Origin of the sequence: Lactobacillus sp. ESL0700 (assembly GCF_029392095.1) — a bacterium.
Taxonomy (GTDB): Bacteria; Bacillota; Bacilli; order Lactobacillales; family Lactobacillaceae; genus Lactobacillus.
In genome coordinates this window covers 723,438-749,920 of record NZ_CP113930.1, presented here as the reverse complement: position 1 = coordinate 749,920, position 26,483 = coordinate 723,438, and the positions used below count along the sequence as shown (strand labels likewise).

The 26,483-nt window shown below is 38.2% G+C and carries 4 protein-coding genes; all 4 read right to left on the bottom strand.

Translation table 11 applies throughout. The features are described 5' to 3' along the window. Positions 1 to 519: 519 nt before the first annotated feature. Positions 520 to 7,350, bottom strand: a complete 6,831-nt coding sequence (locus tag OZX63_RS03760) for an SLAP domain-containing protein (RefSeq protein ID WP_277144732.1) — start codon at positions 7,348 to 7,350, stop codon at positions 520 to 522. A 490-nt stretch (positions 7,351 to 7,840) separates the two neighbouring features. Continuing rightward, on the bottom strand, positions 7,841 to 18,106 hold the full coding sequence (locus OZX63_RS03755) for an SLAP domain-containing protein (protein ID WP_277144730.1): 10,266 nt from the start codon (positions 18,104 to 18,106) through the stop codon (positions 7,841 to 7,843). Between the two features lie 751 nt (positions 18,107 to 18,857). Further along, positions 18,858 to 22,424 (bottom strand): YSIRK-type signal peptide-containing protein, encoded by a 3,567-nt coding sequence (locus tag OZX63_RS03750; RefSeq protein ID WP_277144729.1) that lies wholly within the window; start codon positions 22,422 to 22,424, stop codon positions 18,858 to 18,860. Positions 22,425 to 22,740: 316 nt separating this feature from the next. Further along, entirely contained in the window at positions 22,741 to 26,304 is a 3,564-nt protein-coding gene (locus tag OZX63_RS03745; protein ID WP_277144727.1) for a pectate lyase-like adhesive domain-containing protein, read from the bottom strand. Between the last annotated feature and the right edge of the window lie 179 nt (positions 26,305 to 26,483).

Sequence of the window (26,483 nt, the reverse complement as noted above, 5' to 3'; positions counted from 1 at the left end):
GCTACCAAAATATATCGTTAAATTGCCACTTACAATCTAGATATAATCTACAAATTACGGTAAACCATTAAATAACAGAGTTACCTATTACTAATAAGTACGTATTTATCTTGTTTGCTAAATAAATATTAATATTTCAAAAAATTTTACGGAATCTTAATATTTTTAATTAATACTATACAATAATATAATATATTTATATTAATAGCTTATGTAGTCAAACCTATTTATAAGGTAGATATGATTGTTACCAAAATTCTCAGAAATTTATATTTATAACAAATAACAATTATCCAATGAAATATTAATATCATTTTCTCTTTTCTTACTTTTTATAAGTCCATTATTTCTTCAATATCTAAAATTGGTAAAAAAGCTTGAAATGAATGACTTTTTTACCAATTTTATTCTCACGATATCGTTCTTAACTTGATTAGTACTGTATTTTTAATAGCCAAAGAAAATCCGCTAGAACTTTTTCTGTTCTAACGGATTTTTTGATTATTTTTATTTATCTAATTACTTTTTGAAATTCTTAGCTAAGACATAACGACCATGACGTAGATGGTAGTACTTCTTACCCTTGATTGTCTTAGTACCATAGGTCTTAATCTTCTGACCCTTGCCTAACATCTTGACATCAAGTCGATGACCCTTCTTGTCGTAAACATAAGCATTGTGCTTTAAACGCAATTCGCTACCCTTAAAGTTACCAGCTGCAATATATTTACCATGCAAAATACTGTAGAATTTCCGACCCTTAGCATGAATTGTCTCAAAGGCCTTCATCTTCTTGCCGCGCTTCAATATCGTCTTGCCAATTCGCTTACCTTTAGAGTTGTAAACATAAGCATTATGGCGCAACTTGCCTTCAAAGCCAATGAAGTTACGAGCAACTACATAATGATTATCACCAATGTAGTAGTAGTACGTACCATTAATCAATTGCTGATCGCCATATGTATCAACGCTTGTGTGAGCTGTCATCACCAGATCACCAACCCGGTTACCATTCTCATCATAAACGTAAGCATTATGATGCAATTCCATACTTACCGCATTTTCTGTGGCATTCGACGTTGAGGTTGAAGTAGATGCTGAGTTCGAAGCAGATAGTGTGTTAGATGGTACGTAGTTACCGCCACCGTTGTCCCAGTTGCCGTTCCATTCATCAGCAGAAGATTTGCTCTTGCTAATTGATGTACTCTCGCTGGCACTGACTACAGTTGAAGTTGACTCACTCGCACTCTTGCTTGCACTAGCTGAGCTATTGCTGTCGCTGACCGAAGTACTTTCGCTTTCGCTGGTACTTAAGACAACTGATGTGCTTTCACTCTCACTTGTTGAGGTACTTGCACTAGCTGAACTATTACTATCACTGATCGATGTACTCAAGCTTTCACTTGCACTACTTACAATCGAGTTACTCTTACTCATACTTGCACTAGCTGAGCTGTTACTGTCACTAATTGATGTGCTGTAACTTTCACTTTGACTAAGAACAATCGAATTGCTAAGGCTAAGTGACGTGCTATAGCTTTCACTAGCTCGATCAGCTTTAAATTGACTATCTCTTTGACTAGCCGAAGTACTTAGACTTGCAGTGTAGTCACTATCACTAATTGAAAGACTGAAGCTATCACTTTGACTTTCAGCAATTGAGTTACTTAAGCTAAGTGACTTGCTTGAACTAAGGCTGAGGTCATTTGATACCGAGCCACTCTCACTCAATGACTTACTGTAACTTTCGCTAGAACTGCTTGCCGCAGACTCACTGTCTCGTTGACTAGCTGATAAGCTCAAGCTTGCGGAGTAAGAACTGTTGTTGACTGAGTTACTGTAACTCTCACTTGTACTGTCAGCCATTGACTTGCTTAGACTGTAACTAGTTGAACGACTGACACTGGCAAGATAATCGCTGTTACTAATTGATAAGCTGAAGCTGTAACTCTGACTTAAAGCGATTGAGTTACTATCACTAGCTGAACTATTGCTGTTGCTCAATGATGAACTGTAGCTTTGACTGGTACTGTCAGCCGTTGATCTACTATCACTTTGGCTTGTGGCAGTACTTGTACTTGCAGATGAATTACTATCACTCAGTGACTTGCTGTAACTTTCGCTTGCACTGATTGCAGAAGCTTGGCTATTGCTTTGACTTGTTGATGTGCTCAAGCTTGCTGCGTATGAACTGTTGTTGACTGAAATGCTGTAACTTTCACTTGCGCTTTCAGCTTGTGAGTGGCTACGACTCTCACTTGTTGAACGACTGATACTTGCAAGGTAATCGCTATTGCTAATTGATAAGCTATAGCTGTCACTTTGACTAAGAACAATTGAGTTGCTCAAGCTAAGTGACTTGCTTGTACTCAAGCTGACATCATTTGATACTGAAGCACTGTCACTTAGTGAAGTACTGTAACTTTGGCTGTTGCTTGTAACTACTGAATTACTGTCACTTAATGATGAACTGTAACTCTTACTGTTACTTTCTGCAGCTGACTTGCTGTCACTTGTACTCGTTGAAGTACTTGTATTTGCAGAAGAATTACTATCGCTTACTGATTTACTGTAACTTTCACTAGTACTGTCGACTGCTGATTGGCTGTCCTTCTGACTAGTTGAAGTACTCAAACTTGCGGAGTATGAGCTGTTATTAACTGAAGCACTGTAGCTGTCGCTAGAACTTCCAGCCATTGACCTACTGTTACTCTCACTCGTTGAGCGGCTGGTACTTGCCAAGTAATTACTATCACTAATTGAAGTACTGTAACTTGCGCTCTCGCTATCAGCCTTTGATTTACTATTACTTTCACTAGTTGAGCGACTAACACTTGCCAAGTAATCACTGCCACTGATTGAAGTGCTGAAACTATTACTTTGACTAGCAACCAATGAGTTACTTGCACTAGCTGCTGAATTACTGTCACTCAATGAAGAGCTGTAGCTTTCACTTGTACTATCGGCAGCTGACTTGCTGTTGCTTGCACTCGTTGAAGCAACTTGACTTGCCAAGCTGCTACTATCAGCTAACGAGTTGCTATAGCTTTCGCTAGCGCTAACTGCAGTTGACTTACTATCTCTTGCACTTGCCGATGCACTCAAGCTTGCAGAATATGAACTGTTGTTGACTGATGCACTATAACTTTGACTAGTACTATCTGCTTCTGACTTGCTTTGGCTTGCACTCGTTGAGCGACTGTTGCTTGCAAGGTAATCACTGTCACTTACTGATGTGCTAAAGCTCTTACTTTGACTCTCAACTTGTGAGTTACTTGCGCTAGCTGAAGCACTTGTACTATCAGCTAGCGACTTGCTGTCACTCTGACTGGTCGATGTGCTTGCACTACCACTGACACTTGTGCTATCGGCAGTTGATTTACTATTGCTTGCACTGGTTGATGTGCTCAAACTTGCTGCAAATGAACTATTCTTAACTGAATTACTGTAACTTTCACTTGCACTATCAGCCTTCGACTTACTATTACTTTCACTCGTTGAGCGACTGGTACTTGCAATGTAATCACTGGTACTTACTGAGTCACTAAAGCTTTGACTTTGGCTACTGCCCGTTGCGTTACTTGCACTGGCTGATGAGTTATTCTCACTTAATGATTTACTATAACTCTGGCTGGTACTATCTGCTGCCGACTTACTGTCACTAGCACTGGTTGATGTACTTTGACTATAACTTTCGCTAGCACTTACTACTGCTGAGTTACTATCCTTGATTGAATTACTGTAACTTTCACTGGTACTATCTGCCGTCGACTTACTGTCACTAGCACTTGTTGAGGTGCTTTGGCTATAACTTTCGCTAGCGCTAATTACTGCTGAATTACTATCATGTAGTGACTGACTGTAACTTTGACTGCCACTATCAGCGATTGACTTACTATCGCTGGTGCTTGTCGATGCACTTGCACTAGTACTGTCAAATGTGGACTTACTGTTACTTTCACTAGTTGATGTACTTGCACTTGCTGACGCACTGCTATCTTTTTGACTATCTGATGTGCTTTGACTGGCTGAGACGTTACTATCACTTAATGAAGTGCTATAGCTTTCACTAGCACTATCTGCCGCAGACTTACTATTTCTTGCACTTGTTGAAGCACTTAAGCTAGCTACATATGAACTGTTATTGATTGAATTACTATAGCTTTCACTAGTACTATCAGCCTTTGACTTACTTTGACTTGCACTAGTTGAACGACTCGCACTTGCCAAGTAATCACTGGTACTTACTGAATCACTAAAGCTCTTGCTTTGACTTTCAACCTTTGAATTACTTGCACTAACTACTGTTGAAGTACTATCACTGATTGATGTACTAAAGCTTTCACTGGCACTATCTGCAGTCGACTTGCTATCACTTTGACTCTTTGAAGTACTCTGACTAGCTGAAACATTGCTGTTACTAATCGAAGTACTAAAACTTTCGCTTTGGCTCTGAGCCTTTGAGTTGCTAGTGCTATTGCTACTATCTGCTGAAGAATTGTCATTGCCTGAAGAACTAACCATCGAGCTAAAGCTTTGACTCTCACTGACTACTTTCGAATTACTGTCACTGATTGATGTACTGTAGCTTTCACTGGCACTATCTGCTACAGACTTACTCTTACTGGTTGAAGTGCTGTAGCTTTCGCTAGTACTATCTGCCTCTGACTTACTATCATGCTGACTAGTTGAAGTGCTAGTACTTGCTGAGATATTACTATCATTAATTGAAGTACTAAAGCTCTCACTTTGACTCTCAACTTTTGAGTTGCTCTCACTTGTTGAAGTACTGTAGCTTTCACTGGCACTGTCAGCCTCTGACTTACTATCACTTTCACTCTTGGAGGTGCTAGCACTGGTACTTACAGATGTTGACTGACTATCATGTTGGCTGGTCGAAGTGCTGGTACTTGCTGAGGCATCACTCGTGCTTACTGAATCACTAAAGCTCTTACTTTGGCTCTCAACTTTTGAGTTGCTCTCACTTGTTGAAGTGCTGTAGCTTTCACTAATACTATCAGCATCGGACTTGCTGTCGCTTTGACTCTTTGATGTACTCTTACTTGCGGAGACATTACTATCGCTAATTGACGTACTGAAACTCTCACTAGCACTGTCGGCCTTTGACTGACTATCTTTTTGACTCTTCGATGTACTCAAACTAGTTGATGCATTCGAATTGCCTGAATCTGCTATTGCCGAGGCAAACGAATCTTCTAAACTCTTGGAATTGCTGTCTGCTAATGACTTACTATTACTCTCACTAGTCGAACGACTGGTACTTGCCGAAACATTGCTGTCACTGATTGATGTACTGAAGCTCTTGCTTTGACTGTCAACGATTGATTGGCTGCTGCTTTGACTCATTTGTGAGTTATCAACTAGTAAACTATCAATTTCAGAATGTGTTGCTGCATCTGATAAGCTACCAGCGTTTGATAATGACCGCTGCTTACTTGCTGATAACTCCTGTCTTTGTGACAACAATGATGAATGCAAACGACTAGTTTCATCAGTTGCACTTTCATTCATACTAGTACTGTGATAACTAGCTGATCTACTTTCTGAAGACATGTAAGCTGATGCTGATTGTGAAACTGAATTATATTCAGCTTCTTTCGAATTCAATGCTGAATCTGCTACTGAAGAAGCATTTTTACTTGCCGACAAACTTGTTGAAGCAGAGGTAGAAATTGCTGTCAGTTTGCTTTGCGAATTTGACAAACTTGCCTTAATTGATGATGAATTATGTGCTCCTGCACTTGCCGCAGATCTAGAATTCTCATTTGATACTGCCGCATGCATTGACGAGTTGCTACTACTCAAAGCAGAATAGCGTGAAACTGTTGAAGCATAGTTAGCACTTGTTACTTTTGAGTCACTTTCACTATTAACAATACTCGTTGACAAACTCTTAGAATCACCATACGAAGCTGCACTCAAACTTGCCATATCTGAGTCCTTCAGTGAATTACTATGACTGATTGAATGACTCAACTTGAAAGCCTCGGGCCTCATACTATCAATTGCCGAACTTGCAGCTGAAATTGAGTAGCTCATATCCACTGATTTGGCACTCGACAAAGATTCTGAATATGAATTCATTTCGGAAATAACATTCGAAAGTGCCGTGCTGTCTTTCTGACTCGCTGAAGCTGCTTGCTTACTTCCTTCAATTATCCATTTACTTGTTGACTCAAAACTTGAACTTTTTTCCGTACTAGCAGCTTGACTCATTGAAGCAGCTGTACTGGCTGCATTTGATATCGAAGCTTCATTACTTTCTTCATTACTAATTGCAGTACTTTGTGAACCTGAATCGGAAAAGCTGCTGTTCTTATAATCTGAAAAGCTTTGACTCTTACTCCCTTGCACACTAACACTATATGAAGACAGCAGACTGGCACTCTTACTATCATTGTAGCTTCCTGCTTGATCACTCTCCAGACTAGCTGAAGCTGCTTTACTGCTCTCCACCTCTTCTTGAAAATCAGTACTATCTTTAATAACAGTTGAATTTAGTTTGGAATCATTGTCGATCGCCAGCGAAGTACTATTTGAATCCTGATCGACAATCATACTGTTAAGATTATTATCATCATCATTCATTCCTGCAAGCATCTGACTGTCAGCTATACTGGCAGAAATTGACTCTGACAATGACTTGGATCTTACAGTTTGCGATGCAAAACTCTTTGACCCTGATGTATCAGCACTATTACTAGCTAAACTCTTGGACTTTGAATTATATACATAAGAAGTTAACGAAGAGTGATTGGCACTAGTATTATTAAAATCATTGGCTACTGAACTAGCTTCTGAAATAATTTCATAACTAGTTTTTGAATTTGAGCTTTGAGCTGCTGGCGTCCCTTTTTCAGCCTGTGATTGTTCTTTAACTTGATCTGCCTTGCCGGTTGCACTTGTCGAAGCTGAAGCACTAGTTGACTGTGACTTAATCGCTGTACTTTGTGCTTCATTTTGATCAACAGCTGACTGCGAGTTAGTATAAACAACCTGCTCATCTGCAGTCTTAGTCTGCTTTTGACTGAGTGCTTCAGACGTATTAGTCGAATTGCCCTGGACAGTCTGCTTTTGCGCATTCTGTGAAGCTGGAATTACAGCTGAATTGGCATTAACCAATAAGTGTTCATAATTAGTTGTTTTAGCTTTAGGTACATTAGTTGCCGCATGGGCTACTTGTGGCGAATTTAGCAAGCCACCTAGAATGCCGCCAAGTCCAGCAGTACTAGCTGCCAATATATCACGCTCAATCGCGCGAATTTTATCTAATTTTGCTTTTTCGTTTAGTTCTTTCTTTAAATTTTTATTCTGATCTGAATTTACCATTCTATACACCCAATCCAATAATAGCTAACTTTATTTTCATGACAATCACTTAGCGCTAATTCCATTAACTCTAATCAGACTTAAGAAAGCTGTTTACATCATTTGCCATCTACAATAATAACTTTTTATATCTAAACGTATAGTTAACAATATTACTATAACTATTATAATGGTTATTCATGTGAATTCAATGGCAATCATTGTATATTAAAGACATTTAACCATAACAAAATAATGCATAGCCACTTTAATATTTAACGTAATTGCTACTTGCAAATATAAATACAAAGGTAAATTTAAATATGTAAATTAAATAACAGGTGTGTATATTAATAAATCAGAATATTTTGTAATTACTACCAAAAAAGATTAAATTTTCTTAAATTTTTATTTGTTATAACTCTTTAAATAGAAATAGAAAAATCCGTTAGAACTTTTGTTCTAACGGATTTTCTGTTTTATAAATTCTTAGTTTAATTCATCCTAGATACTATTTCTTGAAATTCTTGGCTAAGATGTAACGACCATGACTTGCGTGGTAGTACTTCTTGCCCTTAATTGTCTTAGTACCATAAATCTTAATCTTTTGGCCCTTGCCTAGCATCTTAGTACTAATCAAATGACCCTTTTTGTTATAAACGTAGGCATTGTGCTTCAGGCGTAATTCACTGCCCTTGAAGTTACCGGCTGCAATGTATTTACCATTCTTTGTGCTGTAGAACTTCCGGCCATTGACATAAATCGTCTCATAAGCCTTCATCTTCTTACCGCGCTTCAATACCTTCTTGCCAATCCGCTTACCCTTTGAGTTATAGATATAAGCGTTGTGACGCAGCTTCTTTTCAAAGCCAATGAAGTTGCGGGCAACTACATAATGATTATCACCAATGTAGTAGTAGTACTTACCATTGATTAATTGTTGATCACCATATGTATTAACACTTGTATGAATTGTCATAACTAGGTCATCAACCCGGTTACCATTCTCATCATAAACATAAGCGTTGTGATGCAATTCCATGATTACCGCATTTTCTGTGGCATTCGAAGTTGAGGTAGATGCTGAGTTCGAAGCAGAGGTTGAATTGGAAGTCGGTACGTAGCCTCCGCCACCATTTCCACCGTTGTCCCAGTTGCCGTTCCATTCATCAGCAGAAGATTTACTCTTGCTAATTGATGTACTCTCGCTGGCACTGACTACAGTTGAAGTAGACTCACTAGCACTTTGACTTGCACTGGCTGAACTATTGCTGTCGCTGATTGAGGTACTTTCACTTTCACTGGTACTTACAACAACTGATGTGCTTTCGCTTTCACTTGTTGAAGTACTTGCACTGGCTGAACTGTTGCTGTCACTGATTGAGGTACTCAGGCTTTCACTTGCACTACTTACAATCGAGTTGCTCTTACTCATACTTGCGCTAGCTGAGCTGTTGCTGTCACTAATTGAAGTGCTGTAACTTTCACTAGTACTGTCAGCAATTGACTTGCTTTGACTTTCACTAGTTGATCTGCTCATGCTTGCAAGGTAGTCACTAGTACTGATTGATACACTGAAGCTTTCACTTTGGCTAAGAACAATTGAGTTACTCAAGCTAAGTGACGTGCTTGTACTTGTACTTTCACTAACAGTTACCGAATCACTCTCGCTAATCGACTTGCTGTAGCTTTCGCTTGCACTCGCTGCTGCAGATTGACTATCTCTTTGACTAGTTGATAGGCTCAAGCTTGCGGAGTAAGAACTGTTGTTGACTGAGTTGCTGTAGCTTTCACTAGTGCTATCAGCCATTGACTTGCTCAAGCTGTAACTGGTTGATCTACTCATGCTTGCAAGGTAGTCGCTAGTACTGATTGATACACTGAAGCTCTCACTTTGACTAAGAACAATCGAGTTGCTCAGGCTAAGTGAGCTGCTTGTGCTCAAACTTGAATTAGTAAATTCTGAGTCACTATCACTTACTGACTTGCTATAACTTTGACTAGCACTTGCAACTACTGAATTACTGTCACTCAATGATGAACTGTAACTCTGACTAGAACTGTCAGCCGTTGATCTACTATCACTTTGACTAGTTGCAGTACTTAAGCTTGCAGAAGAATTGCTGTCGCTCAGTGACTTGCTGTAACTGTCACTTTGACTAATTGCAGAAGCTTGGCTGTTTCTTTGACTAGTTGATGTACTCAAACTTGCTGCATATGAACTGTTGTTGACTGAAATGCTGTAGCTTTCGCTGGCACTGTCAGCCTGTGATTTACTCCGGCTCTCACTTGTTGAACGACTGATACTTGCAAGATAGTCGCTGTTGCTGATCGATAAGCTGTAGCTTTCACTTTGACTAAGAACAATTGAGTTGCTCAAGCTCAATGACTTGCTTGTGCTCAAGCTGACATCATTTGATACTGAAGCACTGTCACTTAGTGAAGTACTGTAGCTTTGGCTGTTGCTTGTAACTACTGAATTACTATCGCTTAACGATGAACTGTAACTCTTACTGTTGCTCTCTGCAGTTGACTTGCTGTCGCTCGCACTCGTTGATGCACTTTGACTTGCCAAGTTACTACTATCAGCTAACGAGTTACTATAACTTTCACTTGAACTTTCAGCTACTGATTGACTGTCTTTTTGACTAGTTGAAGTACTCAAACTTGCGGAGTATGAACTGTTGTTAACTGAAGCACTGTAGCTGTTGCTTGTGCTGTCAGCCAATGACTTACTGTTGCTCTCACTCGTTGAGCGACTGATGCTTGCCAAGTAATCACTATTGCTGATTGAAGTACTGTAACTTGCACTCTCGCTATCAGCTTGTGACTTACTATTGCTTTCACTAGTTGAACGACTGACACTTGCTAAGTAATCACTACCACTAATTGAAGTGCTGAAGCTCTTACTTTGGCTAGCTACCAATGAATTACTGTCACTAGCTATTGAATTACTATCACTTAATGAAGTACTGAAGCTTTGACTAGTACTGTCGGCAGTTGACTTACTGTCGCTTGCACTTGTTGAAGCACTCTGACTTGCCAAGCTACTACTATCAGCTATCGAGTTACTATAGCTCTCACTTGAGCTTTCAGCAGCTGATCGGCTATCTTTTTGACTAGCTGATGCGCTCAAACTTGCGGAGTAGGAACTGTTGTTGACTGATGCACTATAGCTGTTGCTTGTGCTGTCAGCTTCTGACTTACTTTGACTGGCACTCGTTGAACGACTGGTACTTGCTGCAAAGTCACTATCACTTACTGAGGTACTGAAGCTCTTACTTTGACTTGCAGCCAATGAATTACTTTCACTAGTTGAAGAACTTGCACTATCTGCTGCTGACTTGCTATCACTTTGACTGGTTGATGTACTTACACTGTCACTTGTGCTTGTGCTGTCCGCAGTTGATTTGCTATTGCTTGTACTCGTTGAAGCACTTTGGCTAGCTGAGACATTGCTGTCACTGATTGAAGTACTAAAGCTTTCACTGGCACTTACTGCAGTTGACTTACTGTCCTTCTCACTTGCTGATGTACTCAAGCTTGCGGAGTAGGAACTGTTGTTGACTGATGCGCTGTAACTTTCACTTGTACTATCAGCTTCTGACTTGCTTTCACTGGCACTCGTTGAACGACTTGTACTTGCAAGGTAATCACTATCACTTACTGAAGTGCTGAAGCTCTTGCTTTGACTAGCAACTTGTGAATTACTCTCACTAGCTGAGGTGCTTGCACTATCAGCGGTTGATTTACTGTCGCTTGCACTCGTTGATGTACTTTGACTTGCACTATCCACAGTCGACTTGCTGTCACTTGTACTTGTTGAAGCACTCTGACTTGCCAAAGCATCGCTATCACTGATTGAAGTGCTGAAGCTTTGACTATTACTATCGGCTGTTGATTTACTGTCCTTCTGGCTTGTTGAGGTGCTTTGACTAAAGCTTTCACTAGCACTGACTGCTGCAGATTTACTATCTCTTGCACTTGTTGAGGCATTCAAACTTGCAGAGTATGAACTATTGTTGACTGATGCACTGTAACTTTCGCTAGTGCTGTCAGCCTTTGATTTACTGTTACTTTCACTTGTCGAACGACTTGTGCTTGCAATGTAATCACTAGTACTTACTGAGTCACTGAAGCTCTTGCTTTGACTTGCAACTTGCGAGTTACTTGTACTATCTGAAGCACTTGTACTATCAACTGTTGACTTACTGTCGCTTTGACTTGTTGAAGTGCTTGCACTGGCACTTGCGCTTGTACTATCAGCAGTAGATTTGCTATTTTCAGCACTAGTTGAAGCGCTTTGGCTTGCCAAAGCATTGCTATCGCTAATTGAAGTACTGAAGCTTTGACTAGCACTGTCAGCTTCTGACTTACTTTGACTAGCACTTGTTGAAGTACTCAAGCTTGCTGCATATGAGCTGTTGTTAACTGAGTTGCTGTAACTCTCGCTGGCACTATCTGCCTGGGATTTACTATTACTTTCACTCGTTGAACGACTCGTACTTGCAATGTAATCACTAGTACTTACTGAATCACTGAAACTCTTGCTTTGACTCGCAACTTGTGAATTACTTTCACTGGCTGAAGTACTTGCACTATCGGCAGTTGATTTACTATCACTTGTACTTGTTGAGCCACTTTGGCTGTAACTTTGACTCGCACTATCTGCTAATGACTTGCTATCCTTTTGACTTGTCGATGTGCTTGCACTAGCACTGATAGACGTTGACTTGCTGCTGCTTTCACTATCTGAAGTACTTGCGCTGGCTGCTGCACTACTGTCTTTCTGACTATTCGACGTACTTGTACTTGCGGAAACATTACTGTCACTGATTGATGTACTGAAGCTTTGGCTAGCACTCACTACCGTTGAGTTACTGTCCTTTAATGATTGGCTGTAGCTTTCACTAGCACTCTCAGCAGCGGACTGACTATCTTTGATACTTGTTGAAGTACTCAAACTTGCCGAGTAAGAACTGTTGTTGACTGAGTTGCTGTAACTCTCACTGGCACTATCTGCCTGTGATTTACTTTGACTTTCACTCGTTGAACGACTACCGCTTGCAAGTGAATCACTCTGACTTACTGAGGTACTGAAGCTTTCGCTTTGACTCGCACCACTTGCGTTACTTGCATCGACAGCTGAGTTACTGTCGCTCAATGACTTGCTGAAGCTTTGACTATTGCTGTCTGCAGCTGATTTACTGTTACTTGTACTCGTTGAAGCACTTTGACTTGCTGAAACATTACTATCACTAATCGAAGTACTGAAGCTCTTGCTTTGACTGGCAACTTCTGAATTACTGTCACTCAATGACTTGCTAAAGCTTTGACTATTACTATCAGCGACTGACTTACTGTCCTTTTGACTTGTCGATGTGCTTGCACTTGCACTGATAGATGTTGACTTGCTGCTGCTTTCACTATTTGAAGTACTTGCGCTAGCCGAATCATTGCTGTCGCTTTGGCTCTTTGATGTACTCTGGCTTGCGGAAACATTACTATCACTAATCGAAGTGCTGAAGCTTTGACTTGCACTGACTACCGTTGAGTTACTGTCCTTTAATGATTGGCTGTAACTTTGGCTCGCACTATCTGCTAATGACTTGCTATCCTTTTGACTTGTCGATGTGCTTGCACTAGCACTGATAGACGTTGACTTGCTGCTGCTTTCACTATCTGAAGTACTTGCGCTGGCTGCTGCACTACTGTCTTTCTGACTATTCGACGTACTTGTACTTGCGGAAACATTACTGTCACTGATTGATGTACTGTAACTTTGGCTCGCACTCACTACTGTTGAGTTGCTGTCCTTTAATGATTGACTATAACTTTCACTAGCACTATTGGCACTTGACAGACTATCTCTGATACTTGTTGAAGTACTCAAACTTGCTGAGTATGAGCTGTTGTTGACTGAGTTGCTGTAACTCTCACTAGTACTGTCGGCCTTTGATTTACTTTGACTTTCACTCGTTGAACGACTACCGCTTGCAAGCGAATCACTCTGACTTACTGATGTACTGAAGCTTTCACTTTGGCTGGAACCATTTGCATTACTTGCATTGACAGCTGAGTTACTGTCGCTCAATGACTTACTGAAGCTTTGACTATTACTATCAGCAGCTGACTTACTGTCCTTTTGACTTGTCGATGTGCTTTGACTGGCTAAGGCATCGCTATCATGTACCGATGTACTAAAGCTCTTGCTTTGACTGGCAACTTCTGAATTGCTGTCACTGACTGAAATGCTGTAACTTTGACTGGCACTATCAGCTAATGACTTGCTGTTGCTCTCACTAATCAATTTGCTTGCGCTAGTACTGTCAGCTGTTGACTTACTGTCACTCTGACTTGTCGATGTACTTTGACTAGCTGAAACGTTGCTGTCGCTTTGGCTCTTCGATGTGCTCTGACTGGCTGAGACATTGCTGTCACTGACTGAAATACTGTAACTTTCACTGGCACTATCAGCTTCTGACTTACTGTTGCTTGAACTTGTTGAAGCACTTTGACTAGCTAAAGCATCGCTATCACGCAATGATCTACTGTAACTTTCACTAGCACTATCAGCTGTCGACTTACTATCTCTTTGACTAGCTGAGGTACTTAAGCTTGCTGAGTAAGAACTGTTATTAACTGAATTGCTATAGCTTTCACTGGCACTATCTGCCTGTGATTTGCTTTGACTAGCTGCAGTTGAACGACTTTGACTGGCTAAGTAATCACTCGTACTTACTGAGTCACTGAAGCTCTGGCTTTCACTTTGAGCCTTTGAATTACTTGCACTGTTACTATTAGATGCTGAAGCATTGTCATGACCTGAAGCACTAACCATTAAGCTAAAGCTTTGACTTTCACTTACTACTTTCGAGTTACTGTCACTGATTGAAGTGCTATAACTCTCGCTAGTACTATCGGCTTTTGATTTACTGTCATGTTGACTAGCTGAGGTGCTCGTACTTGCTGAAATATTACTATTATTAATTGATGTACTATAGCTCTGACTTTGACTCTCAGCTTTCGAGTTGCTATCACTGATTGAAGTGCTATAACTCTCGCTAGTACTATCGGCTTTTGATTTACTGTCATGTTGACTAGCTGAGGTGCTCGTACTTGCTGAGGCATCACTTGTACTTACTGATAAGCTAAAGCTCTCGCTTTGACTCTTAACCTTCGAATTGCTCTCACTTGTTGAAGTACTATAGCTTTCACTCTGACTGTCAGCCTTGGATTTACTGTCATGTTGACTAGTCGAAGTACTTGCACTGTTACTATTAGATGCTGATTCACTATCATGCTTACTTGTTGAAGCACTCGTACTTGCTGAGGCATCACTTGTACTTACTGATAAGCTAAAGCTCTCGCTTTGACTCTTAACCTTCGAATTGCTCTCACTTGTTGAAGTACTATAGCTTTCACTCTGACTGTCAGCCTTGGATTTACTGTCATGTTGACTAGTCGAAGTACTTGCACTGTTACTATTAGATGCTGATTCACTATCATGCTTACTTGTTGAAGCACTCGTACTTGCTGAGGCATCACTTGTACTTACTGATAAGCTAAAGCTCTCGCTTTGACTCTTAACCTTCGAATTGCTCTCACTTGTTGAAGTACTATAGCTTTCACTCTGACTGTCAGCCTTGGATTTACTGTCATGTTGACTAGTCGAAGTACTTGCACTGTTACTATTAGATGCTGATTCACTATCATGCTTACTTGTTGAAGCACTCGTACTTGCTGAGGCATCACTTGTACTTACTGATAAGCTAAAGCTCTCGCTTTGACTCTTAACCTTCGAATTGCTCTCACTTGTTGAAGTACTATAGCTTTCACTCTGACTGTCAGCCTTGGATTTACTGTCATGTTGACTAGTCGAAGTACTTGCACTGTTACTATTAGATGCTGATTCACTATCATGCTTACTTGTTGAAGCACTCGTACTTGCTGAGGCATCACTTGTACTTACTGATAAGCTAAAGCTCTGACTTTGACTCTCAATCTTCGAGTTACTGTCACTGATTGAGGTGCTGTAACTTTGACTATTACTATCAGCTTTTGATTTACTGTCATGTTGACTAGCTGAGGTACTCGTACTTGCTGAGACATTACTATTGCTAATTGAAGTACTGAAACTCTCACTAGCACTGTCTGCCTTTGACTGACTATCCTTTTGACTCTTCGATGTGCTTAAACTAGTTGATGCATTCGAATTACCTGAATCTGCTATTGCCGAGGCAAATGAATCTTCTAAACTCTTTGAATTACTGTCTGCTAATGACTTACTATTACTCTCACTAGTTGAACGACTTGCGCTTGCTGAGGCATTGCTGTCACTGATTGAGGTACTGAAGCTCTGACTTTGACTCTCAACCTTCGAGTTACTTGCACTGATTGAATTACTATAACTTTCACTCGTACTATCGGCATCGGACTTGCTGTCGCTTTGACTCTTTGATGTACTCTGACTTGCTGAGATATTACTGTTGCTAATTGATGTACTGAAGCTCTCACTAGCACTGTCAGCCTTTGACTGACTATCTTTTTGACTCTTCGATGTACTCAAACTAGTTGATGCATTCGAATTGCCTGAATCTGCTATTGCCGAGGCAAACGAATCTTCTAAACTCTTGGAATTGCTGTCTGCTAATGACTTACTATTACTTTCACTTGTTGAACGGCTGGTACTTGCTTTATAGTCGCTAGTACTGATCGAATTACTAAAGCTTTCACTCTTACTATCAGCTATCGATTGACTGCTGCTTTGACTCATTTGCGAGTTATCAACTAACAGACTTTCAATTGCTGAGTGTACTGCTTTATCCGCTTGACTTGCCGCATCTGATAATGACCGCTGCTTACTTGCTGATAACTCCTGTCTTTGTGACAACAATGATGAATGCAAACGACTAGTTTCATCAGTTGCACTTTCATTCATACTAGTACTGTGATAACTAGCTGATCTACTTTCTGAAGACATGTAAGCTGATGCTGATTGTGAAACTGAATTATATTCAGCTTCTTTCGAATTCAATGCTGAATCTGCTACTGAAGAAGCATTTTTACTTGCCGACAAACTTGTTGAAGCAGAGGTAGAAATTGCTGTCAGTTTGCTTTGCGAATTTGACAAACTTGCCTTAATTGATGATGAATTATGTGCTCCTGCACTTGCCGCAGATCTAGAATTCTCATTTGATACTGCCGCATGCATTGACGAGTTGCTACTACTCAAAGCAGAATAGCGTGAAACTGTTGAAGCATAGTTAGCACTTGTTACTTTTGAGTCACTTTCACTATTAACAATACTCGTTGACAAACTCTTAGAATCACCATACGAAGCTGCACTCAAACTTGCCATATCTGAGTCCTTCAGTGAATTACTATGACTGATTGAATGACTCAGATCGAAGGCTTCAGATTTCATACTGTCAATTGCCGAACTTGCAGCTGAAATTGAGTAGCTCATATCCACTGATTTGGCACTCGACAAAGATTCTGAATATGAATTCATTTCGGAAATAACATTCGAAAGTGCCGTGCTGTCTTTCTGACTCGCTGAAGCTGCTTGCTTACTTCCTTCAATTATCCATTTACTTGTTGACTCAAAACTTGAACTTTTTTCCGTACTAGCAGCTTGACTCATTGAAGCAGCTGTACTGGCTGCATTTGATATCGAAGCTTCATTACTTTCTTCATTACTAATTGCAGTACTTTGTGAACCTGAATCGGAAAAGCTGCTGTTCTTATAATCTGAAAAGCTTTGACTCTTACTCCCTTGCACACTAACACTATATGAAGACAGCAGACTGGCACTCTTACTATCATTGTAGCTTCCTGCTTGATCACTCTCCAGACTAGCTGAAGCTGCTTTACTGCTCTCCACCTCTTCTTGAAAATCGGTACTATCTTTAATAACAGTTGAATTTAGTTTGGAATCATTGTCGATCGCCAGCGAAGTACTATTTGAATCCTGATCGACAATCATACTGTTAAGATTATTATCATCATCATTCATTCCTGCAAGCATCTGACTGTCAGCTATACTGGCAGAAATTGACTCTGACAATGACTTGGATCTTACAGTTTGCGATGCAAAACTCTTTGACCCTGATGTATCAGCACTATTACTAGCTAAACTCTTGGACTTTGAATTATATACATAAGAAGTTAACGAAGAGTGATTGGCACTAGTATTATTAAAATCATTGGCTACTGAACTAGCTTCTGAAATAATTTCATAACTAGTTTTTGAATTTGAGCTTTGAGCTGCTGGCGTCCCTTTTTCAGCTTGTGATTGTTCTTTAACTTGATCTGCCTTGCTGGTGGCACTTGTCGAAGCTGAGGCTGTAGTTGACGCAGAACTAGCCGTTGATTGTGACTTAGTTACTGTACTTTGTGCTTCATTTTGACCAACAGCTGACTGCGAATTAGTATAAATAACCTGCTCATCTGCAGTCTTAGTTTGCTTTTGACTAAGTGCTTCAGAAGTATTAGTTGAATTACCTTGTACAGCCTGCTTCTGCGCATTTTGTGAAGCCGGAATTACAGCTGAATTGGCATTAACCAATAAGTGTTCATAATTAGTTGTCTTAACCTTAGGAACATTAGTCGCCGCGTGCGCTACTTGTGGGGAATTTAACAAACCTCCTAGAATACCGCCAAGTCCAGCTGTACCGGCTGCTAGCAAATTACGCTTAATCGCACGTACTTTATCTATCTTTGCTTTTTCACTTAGCTCTTTCTTTGAATTTTTATTTTGATCTGAATTTACCATTCCATACACCTAACTTAATAATAGTTAACTTTATTTCTATTTCCATATGGTTGCCTATTACTTGGTATTAAATTTTATTAATCCCAATTAGACTTGCAAAACTGCTCATATCATTGCAGTATGAAGCAATAAAATCACTTCATTATTATCACTAATTGATAACATCTAACTTTTGTATACAAGTCGCATAGTTGACAACTTAACCCTGTCATTATTATAACGATTATTCATGTGAATTCAATGGCAAAAGCCGTGTAATAAAGGCACTTAACGATAACAATACAATACATAACCACTTGCATATCTTGTATAATTGCTACCTACAAATAAGTAATAGAATAGCATATTCAGCAAGCTATAAAATAACAGATATGTGTATTATTAATAGTGAAAAATTCATGACGATTGCTAAAAAAATATTAATATTTTATAAACCTTAAACAAATTTTAACTTTTAAATTATTTATATTAATAACGTATTTATCATAGGTGTTATTAGGTAAAAATAGTCATACAAAATTGATAATTACTTTTTCCAATATAATGAATAATATCTAAAAACAAAAAGAAAAACGCAATTTAAATTGCATTCTTCTTCATAGTTAACTAAATTTTTAAATATTTTGCCGTGTAAATTAAAATACACGACCTCAAAAAAATCGAAATCGTGTATTATCAACAATATAAGTTTTAAAATATCTAACTGTTACTATCCTCTAGGACTTAAGAAAAATTAATGCCTAAGTTAGTACTATTTATTATTTTCATCAGTTGCTGCCTTTACAATATCATCAGCACTCTTCACAAAATCATTATATGCCTGAGTAAGGTTATCACCTGTTGCCGTTTTAATTTTTGCGAGTGCAGTACTCATTACACTATTTAGTTGGGAACGATATGCCAGTTGCTTTGCTATTGGTAGATTTTTCAACTTCATTAAAGCTGCTCTACAACTAGTCCACTTATTTTTAACATTTTGGATTGCTTCTTGTTGAAGAACATCACTTAATTGGCTTGACACGAAGTCAGCAATTTGCTTTTTACCATTTGTATACGCTACATAAGCATTTCTTGAATTGCTTGCTCCTGTAACGTTACCTTTTATTGTATCAACATACTGATCAACTTGAGCTTTTAATTCATCAATATTCTGTAATTCATGTTTATCAAGCTCAACTTTAGCATCGCTTCCTTGCTTGTCTAATAAACTATTCAACCATGCCTTACTAGTACTCAGTATTTGATCTTCATATACATCACGTACTTGATTAATTAGGGAAGCGTCACCTTTTTCTTCTGGATCTGTAGATCCATACTTATTATCAATATAATTGCTACCCTTTACAACTATATCAATGATTTGTTGATACGTATTATCACTATCAGCGAGCTTAAGATTTGTAATACATTCGTCCCCATAACCTGCTAGCTCAGATTTCGCTGCTTCATGATTAAATACATCCATTGCATGATCATGATAGTTCTTAATCATATTCAAGTTTGATGCATGTTCAATACCATAAATAGCATTATCATGTTCTTTCTGAACCTTATCAAGATATGGCTGTTGCTTATCTTTAGTCAAACCTGAAGCCATTATGCGTTTCTTTTCAGTTTGTAAGCAATCATTTAACTCCCATTCAGCAAATAATCTTTGTTCTTCTGAATCATTCATTTCACCAATGTGAGCTATTGCCGTTTTACCTGTAATTTCAGGATCAAAACCAATAAAGTTAGCTTCAGGAGTCAGATCAATTACTGCACCACTGTATATTCCCGGCGTATTTGATGCAAAAGTAATACTAAACTTGCCATCTGAATTAGCCTCAACACTGTATACATGTCCTAAATCACCAGTAATATCATTAGTCTTAGCATACGGATCTAGTGCTTGACCATTTGTATATATATTTGAAACTCTTCTAATTTGAGCTTTTACATAAGGATACATCCCACAAGGTATTATTTGACTTAAAATATTGTTAGATTGCACTGGTCCATCTACATCAGTATTAAAATTAACAACCTTGCCAGTAATTAAAATTGTGCCATCCGCATTTTGATGATATGAAGCCTGTCCTAAATTGCCGTTATCATCTTCAATATCTAGGAATCCGCCTTGATTAGCTGAAACCATAGTAATATTGTTGTAACCCTGACTTTGAGAATTAGAAAATTCATTACTAATCGCTTCACTAAAGATTTGATCAATCGTCATCCCTTTAGATTGTGCATCTTGTAGATATGCTACAACATCATCTGTATTAAGTGCCTGCTGTAAGACCTGTTGAATACCCTTATTTTTAGGATCATTAATTACTTTCTTAACTGCATCTAATTCAGTATCTGAAATTACTTGATTTCCATTTAAGGCTGCAATATCATCGATTCCAATTGTCTGTTCACCAGTAGTCAGCGCCTTTTTTCGTACGTTTAAAATATGAAATGGCGGTAAAGTGATTTTACCAACTTGCGGATAAAGAGAGCTAAAATCAATTACTTGCCGTGCATTCTTAATGTTGATCTTTTTATCACCAATAATACTTGTACCAGTAGCTTTGTTATTGGCAGCATTCAACACTAACTTACGTGGGTTGTTAACCGTTAACGGATCAATGTTATTGTCAGTATCAATCAAGATAATCTTATTTTTACCTGCACCATAGCTAGGATCATTAGGATGCTTTGAGTCATTCTGCAGTTCAATATCTAAAGAACCATTGTTGAGATCAGCTTTATCAGTAATATAGACAAGCGTTCCTGAATAATCCTGCATGTTCTTGCCATAAACATTAAGAGCACCTCCAGGACCAATTTGCATACTTCCCTGGTCATAAATTAAAGTCCCTGCTTTAGAATCACCACCCGTACTCTGACTAATATCACCATTGGTATTGATGGTAATTGTCCCGTTATCAATTAACTTTGCGCCATTACTACTTGCGCTGCTCATTGAGATTGCAGATGCACGATATTTATCTAAGCCGCCTGTATAATCAGATGCACCTACATTAATAGTTAATTTTGCTTCTTTATTAACTGTAACTGTACCTTCACCATTAATAATCGCAATTCCACTAGCTTTGCTGCTATGTTGAGCACTATCACCATTAATACTTGCATTTTGTCGTGGATTCAAAGTAACATCAGCACCACTGTCAATCACAATATTATTTGTTCTACTTCTTCCATTAGGACCTTTATTATCATTAATACCTTGGGAAAGTTCTAGCACATTGCCATCACTAGTAGAACCAACAAACGTGCAATCTTTTGTAAAATACAGATTTTGACCAGGAGCATATAATTCATATAATTGCTGGCCAGCACCATCACACTTATATGTCTTACCATCTATTGGACTAATATATGACAGGACTGCAGCAGCATTAACCGTACCTTTAATATAAATATCAGTATATTGCCCAGTATAAGCAGCTTGCGAACCAACAAAATTAACATTATCTAGTGTTAACTTACATGGAGTTTTTGTCCCATCAAGCGTATTAGCAAGACCATAATAAGTTTGACTGTAAATATCTAAATTACGATATGTTAAATCAGTATGTCCTAAAGGTAATTTTTCTCTCCTCGTTTCACCATCATCTGGACGTGGACCATAATAACGTAAATCCAGCACAAAACGTTGATTTTTTGCCAGATCAGATTGAATTAATATTTGCCGCTCACCCATTTGAAGATTATCAAAACCAGATTTGTTAGAAGTAATATTATTTTCAAGATCTATTTCCCTAACATCACCATTATGAATTGCAGCAGTAAACTCATCCCATGTTGATACTTTTGCTACAGTACCTGCAATTTTGGGATTAATTTCTTCTTTAGTTTGCACCGCTGCTGGTTGAGCAACATTGGTATTACCTTTATTGGTATCGCCTTGATTAATTGTTAATGAGTCATCTTTTGAATCATTAGTCGTTACCGGTGTACTTGTAGCTGCCTGAGCTGGTGTTGCAACGGGCGTAGTTGTGTCAGTTGATGTCGTAACAGTTGCAGTAGTTGTTGATTCTTGGTTAGTCTTATCGTCTCTTAAGAATGATGACAAGCCCTTATAAGTTGACAGATTATCATTCTTAGGTGCTTTAACTACTTGCTGAGTGTTATCTGTAATCGTATCAGCCTTGGCTGATTGACTACTCAAACCCAAGAATGTGACACCCAATAATACGGATGCTGCACCAACACTTAACTTTCTAATTGAAAACCGCTCACGAGTTGAACGTGAGGTAAGTTTTCTGCTTTTTTCAGTATAATTATTTTTTCCAAGCATAATTAACCTTTCATTTTCCATACTCATACAAAGCTCCCTTATCAAGAGTGCTTTTTTATATATATAAATAAATTTTAAAACATCTTTTTAGCTATGTAAATATATTTTATATATTAATAATAAATTAAAGCAGTTTTTTATATAACACTTATAAAATATAAAACCATATTATTTAAACTCATGAATTAATTAGAAGACCAACTTTTTCTCAATAACTCCAAAAAAGATAATAAAATACACGATTCCCCAAAATTGAAATCGTGTATTATCAACAATATAAGTTTTAAAACATCTAACTTTTACTATTTTCTAGTACTTAAAGAACAATGACAAGATCATAATACTATTTATTATTTTCATCAGTTGCTGCCTTTACAATATCATCAGCACTCTTCACAAAATCATTGTATGCCTGAGTAATATCGACACCTGTTGCCGTTTTAATTTTTGCAAGTGCAGTACTCATTACACTATTTAACTGTGAACGATATGCCACTTGTTTTGCTATTGGTAGATTTTTCAATTTCATTAGAGCTGCTCTAGAACTAGTCCACTTATTTCTAACATTTTGAATTGCTTCTTGTTGAAGAACTCCACTTAATTGACTTGTTACAAAACTATCTAATTGCTTCTTGCCGTCTGTATAAGCTATATAAGCATCTTTTGAATTACTTGCACTTGTAACACTTCGTTGCATTGAAGCAGTAATTTGATCTATTTGAGCTTTTAGATCCGCAATATTTTCTAACTCAGAATGCTTATCAAGCTCAGCCTTTGCACTTACGCCCTGTTCTTCTAACAAGTTACTTAACCAAGTCTTACTAATGCTTAGCAACTGGTTTTCATATATATCACGTGCTTGGTTAGTCGGGGTAGAATCCAACTTATGTTCTGCACCTACACAACCATCTTTAGTGTCAATATAACTACTTCCCTGTGTAACATTACTAATAATTTGCTTATAAACTTCATCACCATCAGTAAGTTTAAGATCTGCAATACATTTATCACCATAGCCTGCTAATTCGGATTTTGCTGCTTCATGATTGAACATATCAATTGCTTGGTCACGATAATGTTTGATATCACTATAGACTGTTGCTTTATCAATGTAGTAACATGCATCATCATGTTCCTTTTGAATCTTATCTATATATGGCTGTTGTTTATCTTTAGTCAAGCCAGAAGCTTGAATTCGAGCTATTGCATTTTCTAAGCCGTTATCTAATTCCTTATCTGTAAATGCTCTTATTTGCTCAATACCCATAATATTACCAACATATGCCTTTACCGTTTTACCTGTAATTTCAGGATCGAACCCAATAAAGTTAGCTTCTGGTATTAAATCTATTTCGTCACCAGAAACTGTTTCTTTAGCACCTGAGGCATCCTCTCCAATAGGAATAGTAATACTAAACTTACCATCTGGTCCAGCTATAACACTAAAATCATGGTGCAAATCAGTATCAAGGTCATTAGTGTCAACATATGGATCGGCCACTGAACCATTTGCATAAATTTTACCTGTTCTCTTATTTACAATCTTTACATACGGGTACATACCACAGGTCATTAACATACTAAACAAATTATTTGGTTGCTTCGGGCCATCGGTATCAGCATTGAAGTTTTCAACTTTACCAGATAGTGTAATCGAGCCATCTGCATTTTGATGGTAAGAAGCTTGTCCAGGAATTCCATCATCATCTTCAATATCTAAGAACCCACCTTGGTTAGGCGACACAAGATAAATACTATTATAACCGACATTATCCTTGCTAGAGAATGCATTTTCAATTACAGTTTGGAAAATATCATCAAAGTGAGTACCATTGTCATAATAATATTTTAATTTATCCATAGTAGCTTGATGATCGGGTTGACCGAATGCTTGTTGCAAGACATCTAAAATTTTACTTTGCTTAGGATCACCACTTTGTAATGCCGCTACCAGAGCATTATAAGACGGTTCTGATATGCCATTCTTACCATTTAGAACTTCAATCTTATTAACACCAATTGTTTGCTGACCTTTCATTGGGCCAGAAGTAATCGTTCTTTTCTTTACATTTAAAATATGAAATGGCGGTAAAGTAATTTGCGGAAGGTTGGCAAAGTGGAATACTTGACGAACATTCTTAATATCAATTTCACTATCACCAATAATACTTGTTCCATTACCGCTATTGTCATGAGCATTCAAAATTAAAGATTTTGGGTTGTTGACTGTCAAAGTACCTGTAGTAGAAACATCAACCAATATAATCTTCCCAGTGCCTGCACCGTTAGGATGACTTGCATCATTTTGTAGTTCAATATCCAAAGAACCATTGTTAAGATCTGCTGAACCAGTGATGTAAAGTAAGTTTCCTGCGAAGTTCTGCATGTTCTTGCCATAGATATTCAGAGCACCACCAGGTCCAATTTGCATACTTCCTTGGTCGTAAACTAAAGTGTTAGCTTTAGAGCCACCACCAGTACTTGAAGTAATATCACCATTGGTATTAATAGTAATGGTACCGTTATCAATCAGCTTCGCACCGTTTTTAGTTCTGCTAGCCATTGTGATTGCGGCTGCACGATGACTATCTGGCGTACCATTAAAAGATGACGTACCAACATTAATAGTTAAATTCCCACGTTTATTAACAGTAATTGTACCATCACCATTATTAAACGTAATTGCACTAGCTTTACCAATACCTTCAGAGTGGTCCCCCGAACCGCCATCAATTGAACAAGGATTTAATGTAACACTGGCACCACTATCAATAGTAACACTACTGTTAGAACCATCAAATTCCATTACACAACCTTCATCGGTAGAACCAACAAATGTAGAATCTTTTGTAAAATATACAGCTTGATTAGGATCATTAAATTGGAACAACTGTTGACGATCATCACAACTATACGTTTGAAGATCAATTGGACTTTGATATTGTTTTACCGCTTGAGCATTAACTGTACCTTTAATATAAATACTGGTACCATCTCCAGTATAAAACATCTCTGAACCAGTAAAATTAACATTTTCAACAGTCAACTTGTTTGTACCAGGATTATTATCACGAGTATTATCAATACCAAACCAATTGCGACTGTAAATATCTAAATTACGATAAGTCACATCTGTAGTACCTTTAACACCGTCGTTTGTTGTTCGTGGAGAATAATAGCAATAATCAAGAATAAAATGTTTATAATTTCCTTTTTCATCCTTTCCCACAGTTGCCGGATCAGACTGGATCAATACTTGTCTCCGTTTAAAGTACACGTCATTTCTTCCAGTAGTAGGAGCTTTAATATTATTTTCTAAATCAATTTCACCAACACCAGCATTTGCAAGTGCAGCAGTAAACTCATTCCATGTTGATACCTTAGCTACAGCGCCTGGAATTTTAGGATTAATTTCATCCTTAGTTTGTATAGCTGCTGGTTGAGCAACATTGGTATCACCTTGATTAATTGTTACTGAGCCATCTTTTGAATCATCAGTTGTGGCTGGTGTACTTGCAGCTGCTTGAGCTGGAGTTGCAACTTCTGGAGTCTTAGCAGCTGAATCATCAGTTGTTGCTGGCGTTGTTGACGTCGTATCAGTTGCAGTAGTTGTTGATTCTTGGTTAGTCTTATCTGTCTTAGAAGTCTTGTCGTCTCTTAAGAATGATGACAAACCCTTGTAAGTTGACAGATTGTCCTTCTTAGGCGCTTTAACTACCTGCTGAGTATTATCAGCTGGCGTTGTAATCGTATCAGCTTTAGCTGATTGACTACTTAAGCCTAAGAATGTAACACCCAATAATACGGATGCTGCACCAACACTTAACTTTCTAATTGAAAACCGCTCACGAGTTGAACGTGAATTGAATTTTCTGCTTTTTTCAGCAAAATTATTTCTTCCTAACATTTCTTTCCTTTCGGTAAAAACACAACAAAGGCACATCATTAATAAGCGTACCTTATCCTTATTCATATACGTTAATTTTAAAACATTATTTTTGCTGTGTAAACATGTTTTTATATAGTAAATCGCAAGGAATAAATAACATCTAATAATTTTTTCAGTCCTCCTTGTGAAATATTTTA